This window comes from uncultured Ruthenibacterium sp. (assembly GCF_963558415.1).
Classification (GTDB): domain Bacteria; phylum Bacillota; class Clostridia; order Oscillospirales; family Ruminococcaceae; genus Ruthenibacterium.
The window spans coordinates 24,842-41,405 of record NZ_CAUWGY010000019.1; the positions used below are offsets into that span (position 1 = coordinate 24,842).

Annotated in this window: 14 protein-coding genes; 7 read left to right on the forward strand and 7 right to left on the reverse strand. The window is 47.0% G+C overall.

The features are described 5' to 3' along the window. Position 1: 1 nt before the first annotated feature. The gene (locus AB5H98_RS05170) at positions 2–1,276 is read left to right on the forward strand and encodes an O-acetylhomoserine aminocarboxypropyltransferase/cysteine synthase family protein (protein WP_367924859.1); all 1,275 of its coding nucleotides are present in this window, start codon (positions 2–4) and stop codon (positions 1,274–1,276) included. 49 nt (positions 1,277–1,325) lie between these two features. Here the strand turns inward: AB5H98_RS05170 and AB5H98_RS05175 are convergent, their stop codons facing one another. From AB5H98_RS05175 to AB5H98_RS05200, 6 genes are all read right to left on the reverse strand, one after another. After that, the gene (locus tag AB5H98_RS05175; RefSeq protein WP_367924860.1) at positions 1,326–3,200 is read right to left on the reverse strand and encodes a carbohydrate-binding domain-containing protein; all 1,875 of its coding nucleotides are present in this window, start codon (positions 3,198–3,200) and stop codon (positions 1,326–1,328) included. A 19-nt stretch (positions 3,201–3,219) separates the two neighbouring features. After that, the gene (locus tag AB5H98_RS05180) at positions 3,220–3,915 is read right to left on the reverse strand and encodes a DUF4956 domain-containing protein (RefSeq protein ID WP_367924861.1); all 696 of its coding nucleotides are present in this window, start codon (positions 3,913–3,915) and stop codon (positions 3,220–3,222) included. Then, on the reverse strand, positions 3,908–4,618 hold the full coding sequence (locus AB5H98_RS05185; protein ID WP_367924862.1) for a polyphosphate polymerase domain-containing protein: 711 nt from the start codon (positions 4,616–4,618) through the stop codon (positions 3,908–3,910). Before AB5H98_RS05185 ends, AB5H98_RS05180 begins: the two co-directional genes overlap by 8 nt. A gap of 93 nt (positions 4,619–4,711) precedes the next feature. Further along, positions 4,712–5,953: a sensor histidine kinase gene (locus AB5H98_RS05190; protein ID WP_367924863.1), complete on the reverse strand. Its 1,242-nt coding sequence runs from the start codon at positions 5,951–5,953 to the stop codon at positions 4,712–4,714. After that, positions 5,950–6,624, reverse strand: coding sequence for a response regulator transcription factor (locus AB5H98_RS05195; RefSeq protein WP_367924864.1), 675 nt, complete (start codon positions 6,622–6,624; stop codon positions 5,950–5,952). Before AB5H98_RS05195 ends, AB5H98_RS05190 begins: the two co-directional genes overlap by 4 nt. A 61-nt stretch (positions 6,625–6,685) precedes the next feature. Beyond that, positions 6,686–7,576, reverse strand: coding sequence for a LysR family transcriptional regulator (locus tag AB5H98_RS05200; RefSeq protein WP_367924865.1), 891 nt, complete (start codon positions 7,574–7,576; stop codon positions 6,686–6,688). Between the two features lie 139 nt (positions 7,577–7,715). Between AB5H98_RS05200 and AB5H98_RS05205 the strand changes: the two genes are divergently transcribed. From AB5H98_RS05205 to AB5H98_RS05230, 6 genes are all read left to right on the forward strand, one after another. Then, the gene (locus AB5H98_RS05205) at positions 7,716–8,915 is read left to right on the forward strand and encodes a coenzyme F420-0:L-glutamate ligase (RefSeq protein WP_367924872.1); all 1,200 of its coding nucleotides are present in this window, start codon (positions 7,716–7,718) and stop codon (positions 8,913–8,915) included. A 107-nt stretch (positions 8,916–9,022) separates the two neighbouring features. Then, positions 9,023–10,360, forward strand: coding sequence for an MATE family efflux transporter (locus tag AB5H98_RS05210; protein WP_367924866.1), 1,338 nt, complete (start codon positions 9,023–9,025; stop codon positions 10,358–10,360). Positions 10,361–10,596: 236 nt separating this feature from the next. Next, entirely contained in the window at positions 10,597–11,745 is a 1,149-nt protein-coding gene (locus AB5H98_RS05215; protein WP_367924867.1) for an amidohydrolase family protein, read from the forward strand. A gap of 98 nt (positions 11,746–11,843) precedes the next feature. After that, positions 11,844–12,875 carry a LacI family DNA-binding transcriptional regulator gene (locus AB5H98_RS05220; RefSeq protein WP_367924868.1) on the forward strand — a complete coding sequence of 344 codons (1,032 nt, stop codon included), beginning with the start codon at positions 11,844–11,846 and terminating at the stop codon, positions 12,873–12,875. Between the two features lie 174 nt (positions 12,876–13,049). Next, a complete protein-coding gene (locus AB5H98_RS05225) occupies positions 13,050–14,450 on the forward strand; it encodes an MmgE/PrpD family protein (protein ID WP_367924869.1) in 1,401 nt (466 codons plus the stop codon). Positions 14,451–14,471: 21 nt separating this feature from the next. Continuing rightward, positions 14,472–15,845: an APC family permease gene (locus AB5H98_RS05230; RefSeq protein ID WP_367924870.1), complete on the forward strand. Its 1,374-nt coding sequence runs from the start codon at positions 14,472–14,474 to the stop codon at positions 15,843–15,845. Positions 15,846–15,946: 101 nt separating this feature from the next. Here the strand turns inward: AB5H98_RS05230 and AB5H98_RS05235 are convergent, their stop codons facing one another. After that, a complete protein-coding gene (locus AB5H98_RS05235) occupies positions 15,947–16,105 on the reverse strand; it encodes a hypothetical protein (RefSeq protein ID WP_367924871.1) in 159 nt (52 codons plus the stop codon). Positions 16,106–16,564: the final 459 nt, after the last annotated feature.

The window sequence follows — 16,564 nt, forward strand, 5'->3', positions numbered from 1 at the left end:
CATGCATATTGAAACGCAATGTTTGCACGAGGGCTATAAGCCGGGCAACGGCGATCCGAAGGCGCTGCCTATTTATCAAAGCACCACATATACCTATGATTCTACGGATCATATTGGCCAACTGTTTGATTTGACCGCAGAGGGACATATGTATTCGCGTATTTCCAATCCGACCGTAGCGGCGGTAGAGGAGAAAATTGCTGCATTAGAAGGTGGTGTTGGTGCTTTATGTACCACATCTGGTCAGGCGGCCAATTTGTTGGCTGTCCTGAATATTTGCACTGCGGGCGATCATTTTGTGGCGGCATCCACCATTTACGGCGGCACGGTCAACCTGTTCGCAGTTACCTTGAAAAAATTCGGCATTGACTGCACTTTTGTGGACGCAGACGCGCCGGTGGAAGAGTTGCAGAAGGCTTTCCGTCCCAATACAAAGCTGGTGTTCGGCGAGACCATTGCCAATCCTGCCATCAGTGTGTTTGATATTGAAAAGTTCGCCAACCTAGCTCATGACAACGGCGTTCCCCTGATCGTGGACAACACTTTTGCCACACCCGTGCTGTGCCGTCCCTTTGAGTGGGGCGCAGACATCGTTACTCACTCCACCACCAAATATATGGACGGCCACGCGGTACAGGTGGGTGGCGCCATTGTGGATTCCGGCCGATTTGACTGGGAGAACGGAAAATTTGAAGAGCTGTGCCAGCCTGACGAGAGCTATCACGGTATCACTTATACAAAGCAGTTCGGCAAAGCGGCGTACATCACCAAGGCTCGTGTGCAACTGATGCGCGATTTCGGTATGTATCCTTCTGCACAGGCCGCGTTTCTGACCAATTTGGGCTTGGAAACGCTGGCGATCCGCATGGAGCGCCACTGCCGCAACGCGGAAAAAGTGGCTCAGTTCCTGGCCCAGCAGTCTCAGGTGGAGTTTGTAAATTATCCCACTCTGGAAGGGGACAAATACCACGCGGCGGCGAAGAAATATCTGCCGAATGGCTGTTCGGGCGTTATTTCCTTCTCGCTGAAAGGCGGCCGGGAAGTAGCGGTCAAATGGATGGATAGCTTGCAACTGGCCAACAATGTGGTCCATGTGGCGGATATCTGTACCTGTGTTCTGCACCCGGCTTCTGCTACGCACCGTCAGTTGACCGATAGCCAACTGGTGGCGGCTGGTATCACCCCCGGCCTGATTCGTCTCTCCGTAGGTTGTGAGCATGTGGATGACATCATCGATGATCTGAAAAAAGGATTTGCAGCCATCGCAAATCTGTAAGCAAAAAATAAGCCCGGCTTTGAAAGCCGGGCTTATTTTTTGTACAGTGCTACGCGGATTGCCGCTGGCCGCCTGACTTTTCCCCAGGCATTGTGCCATCCGGCGGTGTTTCACCGGGCGTCATCCCGTCCGGTGCTGTGCCTCCGGGAGCCATCCCGCCGCGTCCGCCGCCAAAACCGCCACCAAGACCACCGCTTTCGCCATAAATCAGGCTGTCCAGAGTGATCTGAGTGGAAGATTCACCGGAAGTCAGAGTATAGCTTTCCCCCTGCACAAGGTCCGGGCAACTGATCAGCACGCTGGAAAAAGCCTTTTTGCTTTGGCAGGAGACCAGTTGTGCACCGTTTGCGTCGGTCAACGTAACCGTGTCCCCAGCAGTTCCGCTGAGGGATACCATGATGGACCCCTGCGTAGAAGAATTACCAAAATTCTGGGCCATGCCCGTGGGACCAAAGGCGACGATCAGACCGCCGGTAATAGAGGCTTCGCCGTTGTAGTCCAGCGCTCCGTTGCCGCTGCTGACAGGTCCGTATACATAGGTTTCGCCACCGCTGACGATTAGCGAGCCGTTGGAATCAATGCCGTCACCCTCGGCGTCAATGGTGATAATACCGCCGGAAATGGAAATGGAAGCGTCTGCATCCGCGGCAAAACTGTCGCCGCGGAATCCGGTTCCACTGCTATCTGTTCCGCCCGCGGCGTTCATGCCATCGTCGCTGGAGACAACGGAAATTTCACCGCCTGTGATGGTTACCGTCAATCCTTCGATACCCTCATAGCTTTGGGTGATGTTCATTGTTCCGCCGGAAATCTCCACGGCGCTGTCTGCATGAACGCCGTCATCGCCGGTGGCAATCTCGTACGTTCCGTCGGTAATGGAAATATCGCTGTTGGAGTGCAACGCATCGTCAGCACTGTCGATGACGAAGGTGCCGCCGGAGATGGAAAGATTTCCGCTGGCTTTGATCCCCTTGGTGCTGGCGATATCCTCTTCGGTGATAGTTCCCTCGGCCTGCACCGCTTCACCTCCGCGGCCAGGGAAGGTTTCGGTTGTCTGTGTTACAGCTTCTCCGCTTCCACCGCCGGATACAATGGAAAAACTGCCAGCCAGAATCTGCTGATATGCGGCGCTGCTGATACCGTCGCCGTCGGCGGTGATGTCAAAGGTCCCGTCTGCAATGTAAACAAAGCCAAGAGAGGCATCGTCCGCGTTTTCCGCGTGAATGCCGTCCTTCCCGGAGGCAATGGTATAGCTGCCATTGGCAATGCGAACGCTGTCCTTTCCAGAAAGACCGTGGCTTGCGGCAGTAATCACATAGGTGCCGCTGGTCAGGACCAAATCATCTTTGGAGACAGCACCGTGCCCGGCTACCGCCTGAAGCGTCAAGGTACCTGCGCCGTTGAAAGTCAGATCTGACTTTGCAAATACCACAGCGTCGATGTTGTTGTCGTCGATGGCTGTGTAGCTGCCGCCGTTGGAGAGGGTGTTTTCCGAACCGTCGGAAGTGGTGACCACCACTTTATCGGCATTGCACACATAGATTGCTGCACCGTCTGCATTGGCGATGGTGACGCCGTCTAATACCAATTGCACATCATCGTTGTCGTCTGCATCCACAATTACCATTCCATCATCCAAGCTACCGCGGAGAAGATAGGTGCCTTCGTCCGAGATGGTAATAGTGCTGTCGGAAATGGTGACTGCATCCGAGTCGCAGGATGCGCTGGTTCCGTTCAGCGTGATTACAGCACAGGTGCTTTCGTCATACCCGATTTCCATATCCCGGGCAGTAAACATCGAATCAGCGGTCGATGTGGAAACACCTGAAGCCGTGGTGCTGGTGGAAGAACTTGCAGGTGTTTCCGAACAGGCGGAAAGCAGCAAGGCCGCTGAGAGAAAAATAGTGAAAAAAATGCGTTTCATAGTATCTTCCTTCTTTTGATCAAAGCGCGCCCACAATGGTTTCCTGCTTGGATAGGGTGATTTCAAGATTCCCATTGCGGCAGCGAAGCTGGTCGATCAGCTCTTTTTCCGTGCCGGTGCGGCGCAAAGTCAAATCGTACGTCAGGCGGAACAGACTTCCCATGTTGGTCGTCTTTACCTGCGTCAGTTCGTATTCGGCAGAGTATTTTTTTAAGAGATCGTCGAACACGCCTTCGTAGTCAAGGTCTTCGGGAATGGCAATGTGCAGGGTTTTGTAGCGGGCGCTTTTCTTTTTTCGGTCAAAATTTATCTGCGAGAACAACATTCCCGCGCCGCCCAGCACCAAGGCGACGAGAAAAGCATAAGCTAGATATCCCATGCCGGCCACCAGCCCCGTGCCCATGGCCAGAAAGATGGCGCCGATTTCCTTGGCGGTGCCGGGAATGGAGCGGAAACGAACCAGGCTGAACGTGCCGGCCACGGCAACGCCGGTACCCACGTTTCCGTTCACCATTAAAATCACCACGCAAACCACTGCTGGCAGTAGCGCTAGCGTGGCCACAAAGCTTTTGGTGTAGCGGGTTTTGTACATATACATCCATGCCAGAAGAACGCCGATAACCAGCGCACTGGCCACGCACAAAAGAAAGTCCGAAACAGGAATCACGGTGGTCATGTCGGTGTCGAACAGGCCGCGAAACAGATTGTCAAGCATAGCGCAGGCCCCCTTGTGCAAAAATGTTTTGGTAAGCGGTGCCGTACTTAGAAAAAGACGTCTGATAGATTTTTCCCTGTGTCAGCGCATGACTCATCCAAAGCGGCAGTCCACCCGCGGTTTTCAGTTCCATCAGCGTTTGACCGGGAGCCAGCAGGGATGTGCCCGATGGTTCGGACTGAAGGGAAAAATGAAATTCCCGATAGAGAATGTTCTCGTCAAACGTAACTCGGAACTCACCACCGTCCCGTGGTGCATAGGCCTCTCGCTCATAAGATAAAAACACCGTGGGCAAAAGCGGCTGATAGTAAGAACGAAAATAGTCAATCTCCGCGGCGATTTGAGAATGCAGGGGCAATGCCTCTCCGCTGCGAAAACAGGTGAGCACCTTCCTTTGAGGCAGCACCAGCCGGCGTTTGTACACCACTGATTGGTATTTCTTTTTCAACTCCACAAACACATCGTCGTTTGGCCCGACGGCACGGTAACTGCGGATGCGCAGTTTTTCCTTGTACGCAGGCTTTTCCAGAGAACGGCGAATTAGGCGAAAGTTTTCCGTGTCGAAATAAATGTTACGGATGGTAGTTCGTCCGTACTGATCCAGTTGCATATAAGGCTCCATGGCCTGCAAAACCAAAGCCTTCTGTGCGGGCGTCAAAAGATATTTCATCTCATAACGCTGAAACGTGGTTTGATAGTTCATGGCGTTCATCCTTTGCATGTGATTTTACAATCGATATCATACACATGCAAACTTAACAGAACTTAAAGGATTGTATGAAAGGAATTTGAAAAATCAAGCGGGGAGAGCAACCCGAATGAGAAGAGAGTGTTCATCCTCTGTAGATGCGGTGATTTTTCCCTTGTGTGCGGCCGTGATTGCGGCCGCAATGGAAAGTCCCAGCCCGTGCCCGCCGGTCTGCGAATTGCGAGAGCGGTCGGTGCGGTAGAAACGGTCAAACAGACAGGAAAGTTGACTGCGCTCAATGTGTTCAGTGGTGTTGAAAACACAAATCATCAGAGATTTATTCTGTTTTTCAAGCGAAAATGAGATACGGCCCCCGGATTGTGTATATTTCAGGGCATTGTCAAGAAGAATCATAAACAATTGACGCATCATTTTTTCATCTCCGCAAAAAGTAAGCATGGGCTGAATGGAAACGGAAAACTCCTTTTGCTGCGTGATAGAGAGAGATTGGAAGGACCGGACGGTTTCTTCCGCCAAATCAGAAATGGGAAAATCCAGCATCTGGGCCTTTGCGGTGTCCTCTTCCAGGCGGGACAGCAAAATCAGATCATTGGTCAGTTCAGTCAAACGTTTCGATTGCTCCTGAATATCTGCAATCCACTCATTGGGCCCAAGATCCATGGCCAGCACTTCTGCGTCTGCATCAATGATGGTCAGCGGTGTTTTGATTTCGTGTCCGGCGTCGGTGATGAAACGCTTTTGCTTTTCATAGCTCTGGACAACTGGTCGCACAATGTAACGGGAAAGCAGAATGGTCAGAAGCAAGACCGCTAGCATTCCCAGAATAAATACCAGCACACCGATGCCTACAAAAAAGCGCAAGTTGGACAGGCTGCGCCAACAGTCCAGAAAAATGACACGGATACCTTCGTCACTTTCTACGACGGTGTATCGATAGGAATGTTCGTATCCCTGTGTTTGGCCGGACGTGAACACTTCCTGTCCAAAGGAAATCGCTTCATCCGTATCGACGGCGGCCACTTTAGAGGTGTTTACAGAGATCAGCCCGCCGTCCTGGCTGAACAAAACAGAAAAATAGCGGGATTCGTATGGAAGTTCTGGCGACATCTGCCGCCCATGTTCCGGTGGAGTGCCCTCCGGTTTGGGCATAGGCTCTTTGTCTTTGGGAAAAAGACCATCGTTGGCGGCCAGAATGGCAAGAGTGTCGTCCGCGTCTGAGGTCACTTTTTGATAACTGATGAAGGCAATGGTACCTAAAATCAGCGAAAATACTACAAAGATGGACAGCATGGACACGCCAATCAGCTTCATACGAAGTTTTCGAATCATACGTTTTCCTCCAGCGTATAACCCGCATTCCGGGCAGCTTTGATTTCTATGTTGGCGTGTAGAGCCGTCAACTTTTTGCGCAGGTAAGAGATGTAGACCCACACCACGTTCATTTCTGCGTCACTGTCATAGCCCCAGATTTTTTCAAGGAAGCGTTCTGTGGGAATCAGACGGTGCGGATTGCTCATCAAAAGCTCCATCACCTGATATTCCTTGTTGGCAAGCCGGAAACTGCCGGAAGGTGTGGAGAGTTCCAGAGTTGCTTGGTCCAGTGTCACGTTTCCCATGCGCAGTCGAGCGTCTGGCTGTGCCACCTGGGTGCGTGTCATGGCGCGTACCCGCGCCAGCAGCTCTCGAGAGTTGAACGGTTTGGTCAGATAATCGTTGGCGCCTAAATCCAGCCCAAACACTTTATCGTCAATCTCACTTTTGGCCGTTAGTAGCAGAACCGGCACCAGATTTCCCGCCTCACGCAAATTTTTTAAAACCGCAAATCCGTCCATTTTGGGCATCATTACGTCTAAAATTACGCCGTCGTAATTTTCGCTTTTCAAATAATCCAGTGCGCTTTGTCCATCAAACACTGCATCCACGGAGTAGTTGCTGCGTTCCAAAATGGCCACCAGCGCCCGAGACAGCGCTTTTTCGTCTTCCGCAAGCAATAATCGCATATCGAACACCTCGTTTCTTGCATCGATTTTACCAAAGAAACTTTAATCGAAGTTTAACGTCTCAGCTTTGGTCATTGTGGACCAGTCGCATTAACTCGCCCGCGGCGCTGGAAAGGGGAATGTCCCGCACCCAGCAGGCACCGATGCTGCGGGACGGAATCGGTGGCACGAGGGAAAGCGGAAACACAACGCCTTCGTTTAACTCTTTTTGGCAAAATTCCTGTACCACACAGGCCAGTCCCACTCCGATGGCCGCAAAGCTAGGTAAAAGTTCATGGGCACCCAACTCAATCTCGGGTGCAAGGCGCACTCCTTGCTCGGCAAACCAATCGTCTACGTAGCGACGGCTGTTGGCGGCCCGTTCCAACATCACCAAAGGATATCCAGCCAGTTCGCGGGGAGTGAGCATCTTCCCGAGAAGCTGTTCAAACTGATGGCCTGCTACAAAAATATCGTGCACATCCAGAATGGGCTGAACAATTAGCCGCTCGTCGGCAATGGGAAGATTGACAATTGCAATATCCAATTGCCCCTGTTTCAAAAGTTCTGTCAATTGAAGGGAAGTACGGTTGGTCACTTGGAGTTGAACACCGGGATATAGCTGATGAAAAGCACTTAAATAGGGAAGTAGAAATTCCTTGGTAATGGTGTCTGCAGCTCCAAGACGCAGTCGCCCTTCTTTTAAGGTTTGCACACGCCGTAGCTTTTGTTCACCTGCATCCAGCAGTTGCAGAGCAGACAGTGCATGCTGAAACAAAAGCTGTCCTTCGGGAGTCAGCGTTACACCGCGCCGTGCACGCACAAATAGGCGTGCGCCCACAGACTCTTCCAGCTTTTGCATGGCTTGGGAGACGGCCGGTTGCGTCAAAAACAGCTCTTTTGCACCTGCGCTGAAGCTGCCCGCTTGAGCAACTGTCACAAAAATTTTGTAGAGTTCCAAATCGGTTGTCATAACATAAGCTCCATTTATGTGAATTATAAAAAACAATAATTTTACTTATATCTATAATGCTATTATAATAGGGAAGGATTCTGCGCGCAAGGGCGCAGGATGGAAATAAATTGATGAATTGAACAGAACAGGAGATTGCATCATGAGAACTGTCGGTACTGTTTCCAGAGGCGTGCGCTGCCCGGTAATCCGCGAGGGCGACGATCTTGTAAAAATTGTGACGGACGCCATTGTCGCGTGCGGAAAAGAGCAGAACATTGCTTTCAATGATCGGGACATTGTGGCCGTGACAGAGGCGGTCGTAGCTCGTTCCCAGGGTAACTATGCTACCACCGAAGCCATTGCAAAGGACTGTCGGGCCAAATTCGGCACAGACACCATCGGCCTGACCTTTCCGATTTTGAGCCGTAACCGCATTGCCATCTGCCTGAAAGGCATTGCGAAAGCGTTCAAAAAAGCCTATATTTTGATGAGCTATCCTTCTGACGAAGTGGGCAATCACCTGTTTGACGAGGATCTGCTGGATGAGAAGGGTGTCAATCCCTGGAGTGATGTTCTGGACGAGAAAAAATACCGCGAGCTGTTTGGCTATGTGAAGCACCCCTTCACCGGTGTGGACTATGTGGAGTATTACGGCGAATTGTTCCGTGCCGAGGGTTGCGACGTAGAGTTTGTGTTTGCCAACGATGTGCGTGCTATTCTGTCCTACACAAAGAATGTACTTTGCTGCGACATTCACACCCGTGAGCGCTCCAAGCGCCGTTTGCTGGCTGCTGGTGCGGAGAAAGTTCTGTTGCTCAGCGACATCATGAATGCTCCGGTGGACGGTTCCGGCTGCAACGAGCAGTACGGCCTGCTGGGCTCCAACAAAGCCACCGAAGACAGTGTAAAACTGTTCCCCCGCGATTGCCAGAGCTTTGTGGACGCGCTGGCCGACAGTCTGCGCAAAGCCACAGGCAAGCACATCGAAGCCATGATTTATGGCGACGGTGCGTTTAAAGATCCCGTGGGCAAAATCTGGGAGCTGGCGGACCCTGTGGTCAGCCCCGCTTACACCAGTGGCCTGGAAGGCCAGCCCAACGAGCTGAAACTGAAATATTTGGCGGACAATGACTTTGCCAACCTGTCCGGAGAAGCGCTGACAAGCGCCATCAAGGAGAGCATCTCTCACAAAGATGCTGACCTGAAAGGTCAGATGGCCAGCCAGGGTACCACGCCTCGCCGTCTGACCGACCTGATCGGCAGCCTGTGCGATTTGACTTCCGGTTCTGGCGACAAAGGTACGCCCATCATTTTCATTCAGGGCTACTTTGACAACTTCTCTAAAGAGGCAGAATAATTTTGTGTTCTAAAGGACGGCCCAAGTGGCCGTCCTTTTTTCTTGCGGCCAATGCATAAATGGTCTATACTTAGTAAAATTGATATGGATTTTGAAAGGAACCAGGAATGGACAAGGAATACCTTATTCGAGAAAGGCCTATCAAGGCGCTTTTGGCTTTTGCATTTCCAATGATTGTGGGAAATTTGTTTCAGCAATTTTATACTATGGCAGATTCCATGATCGTAGGGCGTTTTGTTGGCGAGGATGCATTGGCAGCGGTAGGAGCGTCTTATTCGTTGACCACAGTGTTTATTTCGATTGCTATTGGTGGCGGAGTGGGGGCTTCGGTACTCACAAGTCAGCATTTTGGTGCCCGCTCATATCAGCGAATGCGTATTTCCATTGATACGGCACTTGTGTCTTTTCTTGCACTTAGTTTGTTGCTGGCAGGCATTGGTTTGGGATTTGGGTCGCAAATTTTACATTTGCTCAATACGCCAGAAAACATTATGGCGGACGCGCAAGTTTATCTTCGAATCTATTTTTTGGGGCTGCCATTTTTATTCATGTACAACGTACTTTCGTCAATATTTAATTCTCTTGGCAAATCCAAAATCCCCTTGTACCTCTTAATATTTTCTTCGGTTTTGAATATTTTTTTGGATTATGTGTTGGTACGTTTTGCTCATTTAGCAGTGGCCGGTGTTGCGTGGGCCACACTAATTGCGCAGGGGTTTTCGGCTCTTTTGTCCTTTTTTATTCTCATGTGGCAGTTACGAGAATATCGCAAATCGGAGGAACTTGTCTGTTTTGAGTGGGCGGAGTTAGGGCGAATGGCCAGAGTAGCGCTTCCGTCGATTTTGCAGCAGTCTACTGTATCGATTGGAATGATGTTGGTGCAATCCGTTGTGAATGGATTTGGTTCACAGGTATTGGCGGGTTATACGGCAGCCTCCCGGTTAGAGAGTTTTTGCATTGTGCCTATGGCAGCTATGGGAAATGCAATCTCTTCTTATACGGCACAAAATATTGGAGCCGGCAGGGTCGATAGAGTAAAAAGTGGATATCGGGCAGGCTATGGAATTGTAGCCGGTTTTGCCGTGTTGTTGTGCTTGATTTTTGAACCTGTACCACAGTGGTTTATTTCGTTATTTTTGGGAGAAGATGGTACTGCGGATGCGCTTCGGACAGGCACGCAGTATCTTCAGTTTATTTGCTGGTTCTATTTGTTGATTGGTTTAAAGATGCTTACAGATGGCCTTTTGAGAGGCGCGAGAGATATGGTGATGTTTACGGTCGCCAATATGGCTAACTTATTTTTGAGAGTGTTTGTGGCGGTGGTCTTTGCGCCGAGATATGGTGTAGCGATGGTGTGGATTGCTGTTCCACTGGGATGGCTGGTAAACTATCTGATTTCGTTCGCTCAATATCGAACAGGAAAATGGATGAAAAAAGAGGGATGAGGCATCATCCCTCTTTTTTAAAAATATTTTTCTACATCAACAGAATTATGAGAAATAAAAGGGCGTTGTATCGATACAACGCCCTTTGTGTTAAATGCTAAGTGATTTTCAAAAAAGATACAATTTATATCTGACTTTATATACAATTATTTTTCTAAATGTTGACAATAAATAAGCCAAATGATAGATTGTGTGCAAGGCGATACGCCTAAATTACAAAAAAGGAGAGAGAAAACATGATTATTTCACCGCAAAAAATTATTACAGGAGATGGAAAAAGCGTTTTAGTCGATACGGCAATTCACATTGACGACACGGGGACGATTACCGATTTAGCCTCAGCCCGAATACTTAAGGAAAAATATCCGGACGATTTAGAAATTTGTTATCCGAACAGTACCGTGTTACCTGGTGTAGCTGATATTCACATCCATATTGGGTTTTGGGAAGATCCGGTACCAGAAAAATTACGCAATCCAATGAGTCTGGCAATGCACTGTGCCTCCAGAATGAATCGCGCATTAAAAAGGGGAATTACTTTGGTGCGTGATATGGCCTCACCTGAACTGGCGGTGCAATCTTTAAATACGGCCGCAGAATTTGGATGGTTCGACCTTCCAAGAATGATTGGATGCGGTGCGGGTTTGTGCATTACAGGTGGACATTGTTACTTCTATTCTCCAGATGTATTAGAAGTTGATGGGAAAGAAGAACTGGTAAAAGAGATCCGGCGTCATTTCCGTGACGGATATCGGTGGACCAAGTTGATGACAACAGATAGGACGCAGTTGGCGGAGTTTACATTGGAGGAAATGACCGCTGCAGCACAAGAAACACATCGCTTGGGCGGAAAAATTACGGTTCATGCAGGGAATAGAGCTGGCATACAAACTTGCATTGATGCGAATGTTGATGGCGTAGAACATGGCGTCGGTATGACAGAACAACAAGCGCAGGCAATGATTGAAAAAGGAATGTATTGGACTCCTACGATTCACATCTTGCGTCAAACTTATTTGGACTACAAGGCACAAAACCATGTACGAGATGACAGCTATACCTATTTTGAAACGGCCACTCAGTTTTTTGAGGAAAAATTTTTAAAGTATTATAAAATGGGTGTACCGGTTGCAGCAGGTACGGATTTGGACGATTTCCCAGTTATTGATGAATTGGAAGAAATGGTTCGCTTAGGCTTGTCGCCATTGGAGGCGATCAAAGTTGGTTGTCATAATGGTGCATGTGCCGTGGGATTAGGAGATATTACTGGCCTAGTTGCGGCAGGTTACTCCGCCGATTTCATGGTTGTTGACGGAGATGTTGAAAAAGATGTTTCGCTCATGAAGCGACCCAAAGCGGTGTATTTTAAGGGCAAACAGGTATAAATCATAAATTATTTGCCTATTTATTGGCTAAATTTGCAATTGACAATCGCAAATTTAATGTGTAAGATAGGCCCATAATATGATTTTAGGAGTTCCCTATGGGTTTGTCGATCATTGATATTGCGAAAGAAGCAGGTGTTTCCAAAAGTACAGTATCCCGTGTATTGAATGGTGGTTCCGTAAGCGAGAAGTCTAGACAGGCGGTTAGTTTAGCAATACGAAAACTAGAATATTCTCCCAACTTTATGGCGCGAACCTTGCGTGGTGTAAATAGCAAAATTATCGGTATTTTGTCTTGCGGTGGCCAAATCTTTCAAAATCAACTTTTGGCTTCTCATTATGCAGGAATTATGGACGTATTCCAAAAAAACGGCTACGATATTTTGCTGGTACATGACGACTACAATTACCAATACGGACACTTAGAACCCAAAATCATCACTTATTTGAAAGAAAAAAGGATTGCGGGCCTCATGACCGTAGGATCAGATGATTTGCCCATCATAAGGGAAGCCGCTAAATCATTTCGCAATGTGGTATATGATGGACCTCGCATTTACCAGGACAGAGGGTTCCGGGTGTCTTTGGATAACTACAAGTTTAGCAAAGAGGCTTATTCATACCTAAATGAGTCAGATTGTGGGAACGTTCTCACTGTGATTAGCTTTGATCACAATGCACTTACTCTGGAGAGGAGAATTCAAGCATATTGTGATGTGAAGAAAATCAGTAAAGAAGAGGCGGAGACTTCTTTTTTGGTATTGAATTGCAGTCCGTTGTTTGATTTATCGAAAGCTTGCGAAGAGGTGTACGGCGCTTTCAGCACGGGGAATTATTCTTCGATTTTGGTGGATGACATCAATTTGGCACGTCAAATTGTTTCTTATTTTTCTGCGCATGGAAAAAGTTTTTATGAAGACTACTCAATTGTGGCGTTTGAACGCGCGCAAAAGCATTTTGTTAGTCAGGAAAATGAGATTACGACCTTATTGCTGCCGATTTATCACTATGGTACGGCTCTTGCTTCTTTGATGATTGAAGTGATTGAAAATCCGTTGCTAAAAATTAAGGATGTAGAAATTCCTTACAAATTATGCAAGCGAAAGTCTGTTCGTAATTTGAAAAAATAGTAGTAAATAGAAAGGAGAGAAGGAGGGTATTTTGGATTTTGGGAACGTTCCCTTTTATAAAAAATATTTTTTGTTGTAACAACGATATTTATTTGCAAATTTTGGGAACGTTCCCTCTATTGTGTCAAAAGCATACCAGAAATGCGGTATGTAAGATTAAAGGAGGATATGATCATGCAGTATACCAGACTATTAGGAAGGTACGCGTCGGAACTGAAATTTGAGGAATTGCCGGATGAGGTAATCGAAAAGGTTAAGTTAATTACACTGCACACCATCGGTGTGGCAATTGCCAGTGTTCCGACCGAAACCACAAAATTGGCCTTTGCGTTGACGAAAACAAAATCGGGTTCCGAAGATGCAACTGTTTGGGGTTCGAACGGGTTAAAAGCACCTGTGGAAGAGGCGGCCTTTGCGAATGGAACGGCCTCGGATGTTATGGACTGGGAGGATTGCACATGGACAGGACATGCCTCGGCGGGGGCGATTCCTGCTGCATTTGCCATGGGAGAAAAAGAGCATGTTTCTGGACGGCAATATATCGAGGCTGTTGTTGCCGCCTATGAGGTATATCAGAGAATTGCAATGTCCGTTCAACCTGACAATGAAATCGGAAAAAAGATGGGATATGGCGGTACGGCAGACTGGCCGCTCGTCAACTGGCAGATTTTTGCTTCCTCCGTTGCAGCCGGAAAAATCTTAGGTTTTGATCCAGAACAAATGGCGACATGTATTTCCAAAAGCGCGTATTTGACGCCGCTTGCCAATGGAAATATTGGATGTAGTGATACGTACCATTTTGGACACGGATTTTCCGCAAGAACCGGTGTTTCCTCTGCGCTTTTGACGAGATATGGTGCGCGCAGTGAATATTACCAAGACGCTTTGGACGGGCCGAATGGATATTGGCAGCAGATTGTGGATTATGTGGATTGGTCCTGGTATGACAAAGAACTTGGGGAAACGTATTACATCATGGAAACACTTTTGAAGCATTGGCCGGTCAATATTTGGGTTCAAGGGCCTTTGGATGCTTTGGATAATCTGAAACGTTCGCATCACTTTGAACTTGAGGATATTGAAAAAATAGAAGTGACACCATCCAATAATATTTATAATTTGGAATTAAAGCGGCCCTTTAGATTTATGCAGGCACAATATAACCTGCCCCATTGTTTTGCCAGTTATTTGAAAAATTCTTCACCATCGGCAGATTGGTTTAGCGTGGAAAGTTGTCAGGAGGGAAGCGAAATCCACGAAATTTCAAAACGCATCACCGTTGGTGGAGATGAAATGCATTATTTTGATTGCTTCCAAATTTTTATGGAAGGGACTTTCCCAGAGGTGACAGTTAAAGTTACCTTGAAAGATGGGCGCACGTTAAGCGAAACGTTGCGGCATCCAAAAGGCCATCCGCGAAATATGTTCACTTTGGATGAAGAAATGGAATTTTTTAAAGCGCGTGCTATTCCTTACATCGGAGAGGAAAAGGCCGAAAAATTTGCCGCCGCGATTGCGGACTTGGAAAATTGCAATGATATTGCGACCCTTGCAAGTATGTTAACTGCAAAATAATAAAAAGGGGAGATGATGGAAATGGAAAATCAAAATACCCAGACTGAAGAAAAATTGAAACGAAAACTGGGCCTATTTGATGGCGTAAACATCATGGCAGGAATTATTATCGGATCCGGAATTTTTTATACACTGGCCGATGTTTTATCGTATTCAAACGGAAATACCGGCTTAACAATTGTAGCATGGATTATAGGCGGTTTAATGTGTTTAGGTGGAGCGCTGTGTTTTGCAGAACTGGGAACGATGATGCCTGAAACCGGTGGAACCTATTACTATATTTCGCGCATTTACAAAAAAATAGGGCCGATTGTGGCTTTTACTCAAGGATGGGCCGATACATTATTGGCGATTCCGGCAGCTAATATCGCGATTGCGATGGTGGGAGCCACCTATATTGGAAGTTTATTTGGCGGATTTTCTGCTTTCCAAATTTCATGCTTATCTGCGGCCATTGCGGTTATTGTAAGTATTGTAAATATTATGGGCGCAAAAATCGGATCTCTAGTAAACTCTGTTTTGATGGTTATCAAAGTAGGCGCAATTCTTGCAGTGATTGTTTTGTGCTATGTATTTGGCCAAAACACCGGAGATCCAATTACTTTCCAAAATTTGGCCGAAACAAGTGGTTCGCCCTTTAGCGCAATCGTATTTTCGGTAGTCGCGGTATTGTGGTGCTTTGATGGTTGGAACTCAATCAGTTTGATGGCCGGCGAACTAAAAAATCCCAAAAAGAATATCCCCAGAGTTATGATTATTACACTTGTAGCAATTACGGGAATTTATCTTTTATTCAACTTGTCCATTATGTATGTAGCACCCGTAGAAGAAATTATGGCTTCCGAAAATATTACATATGATGTTGTCACCACTCTTTTAGGAAAGGGTGCTGCAACAATCCTTACGGTTTGCATTATTTGTTCTGTTCTGGGGTCTTTTGTTGGAAGTTGTATGGTTTACCCGCGCATGATTTATGCCATGGCGTGTGACAACAGATGGTTCCCAATTTTCAAAAAAGTGAGCAAAAAATCCAATGAACCGATTGTTGCGGATATTTATGTAATGATCATGATGGTTTTTTATGCCTTTGCGTCCACAGTCCGTGACCTTGTCAATATTTGCACATTAAAAGCTTGGATTTATTTCTTGTTCATTTTCATTGGTGTTTTGGTGATGCGCAAAACTTCGCCCGATGCAGAACGTGCTTATAAAGTTCCTTTTGGTCCAGTTATTCCTGTGATTATGATTGTATTTTCTACAGTTATGCTCATTGCCAATTTTGTGATGAATCCCGTTACTTTAGTAGGATTGTTGATTCCTCTAAGCGGTGTCCCCGGATATTTTGCCTTTAAGGCTTACAATAAAAAACGCGGCAGGCCGTTTGGAATCAATTAACACTTATACAAAATACATTGAAAAAAGTACGGAGAAAAGTCGTTTTAGCGGCTTTTCTCCGTACTTTTTAGTGTCGTTTACGTTTTTTGGACACATATTGCTCATTCGTCTTGGGTTCCTGTTTCTTTGATTGCGTTTTGCATCATTGCCGTAACCTCATCAATCGAGTAATACCTTGCACCATGCGCTCTTTCCATTTCAACAGCCAGTAATTCCTCGCGAAGTTCCAGCATTTTCTCACTACGTTCGTTGTCCATCATTTCACATCGCCGTCCTTCACTCGCATTAATATAATGTATTATATATCAATATTATGGGTTAGTCGAATTTTGCCAAATAAAAAGAGAGGGTAACCTTAGAAACAATGTTCACAGCGCCTTTGCCGTTCGCCAGAAAATCTCTAGTGGTGGTAATTATGCACTCGCACTGCTCTTTGAACCTAGAGGAGAAACGTATGCGATAATGCCAAAAATCTATGTTGTAATCACTGCTGATAGTTAAAAAATCAGAAAATACACCGGAATTAATCTTACAAAAAATTCGGTCATTCGAGTAGATTACAGAAAGAATTTAAAATTTGTTGACACTTTTGTTGGCATTTTCGATTTGAAAAATAAAAAACCACGCAGAACTTGCCTCAAATAGGCATATCTACGTGGCTTTTCTTGGTCCGAGTGGCGAGAGTCGAACTCACGGCCTCTTGAACCCCATTCAAGCGC

Excerpts from the sequence above, each read along its gene's own strand:
- AB5H98_RS05170 (WP_367924859.1), top strand. The coding sequence starts at position 2 with ATGCATATTGAAACGCAATGTTTGCACGAGGGCTATAAGCCGGGCAAC.
- AB5H98_RS05175 (WP_367924860.1), bottom strand. The coding sequence starts at position 3,200 with ATGAAACGCATTTTTTTCACTATTTTTCTCTCAGCGGCCTTGCTGCTT.
- AB5H98_RS05180 (WP_367924861.1), bottom strand. The coding sequence starts at position 3,915 with ATGCTTGACAATCTGTTTCGCGGCCTGTTCGACACCGACATGACCACC.
- AB5H98_RS05185 (WP_367924862.1), bottom strand. The coding sequence starts at position 4,618 with ATGAACTATCAAACCACGTTTCAGCGTTATGAGATGAAATATCTTTTG.
- AB5H98_RS05190 (WP_367924863.1), bottom strand. The coding sequence starts at position 5,953 with ATGATTCGAAAACTTCGTATGAAGCTGATTGGCGTGTCCATGCTGTCC.
- AB5H98_RS05195 (WP_367924864.1), bottom strand. The coding sequence starts at position 6,624 with ATGCGATTATTGCTTGCGGAAGACGAAAAAGCGCTGTCTCGGGCGCTG.
- AB5H98_RS05200 (WP_367924865.1), bottom strand. The coding sequence starts at position 7,576 with ATGACAACCGATTTGGAACTCTACAAAATTTTTGTGACAGTTGCTCAA.
- AB5H98_RS05210 (WP_367924866.1), top strand. The coding sequence starts at position 9,023 with ATGGACAAGGAATACCTTATTCGAGAAAGGCCTATCAAGGCGCTTTTG.
- AB5H98_RS05215 (WP_367924867.1), top strand. The coding sequence starts at position 10,597 with ATGATTATTTCACCGCAAAAAATTATTACAGGAGATGGAAAAAGCGTT.
- AB5H98_RS05220 (WP_367924868.1), top strand. The coding sequence starts at position 11,844 with ATGGGTTTGTCGATCATTGATATTGCGAAAGAAGCAGGTGTTTCCAAA.
- AB5H98_RS05225 (WP_367924869.1), top strand. The coding sequence starts at position 13,050 with ATGCAGTATACCAGACTATTAGGAAGGTACGCGTCGGAACTGAAATTT.
- AB5H98_RS05230 (WP_367924870.1), top strand. The coding sequence starts at position 14,472 with ATGGAAAATCAAAATACCCAGACTGAAGAAAAATTGAAACGAAAACTG.
- AB5H98_RS05235 (WP_367924871.1), bottom strand. The coding sequence starts at position 16,105 with ATGATGGACAACGAACGTAGTGAGAAAATGCTGGAACTTCGCGAGGAA.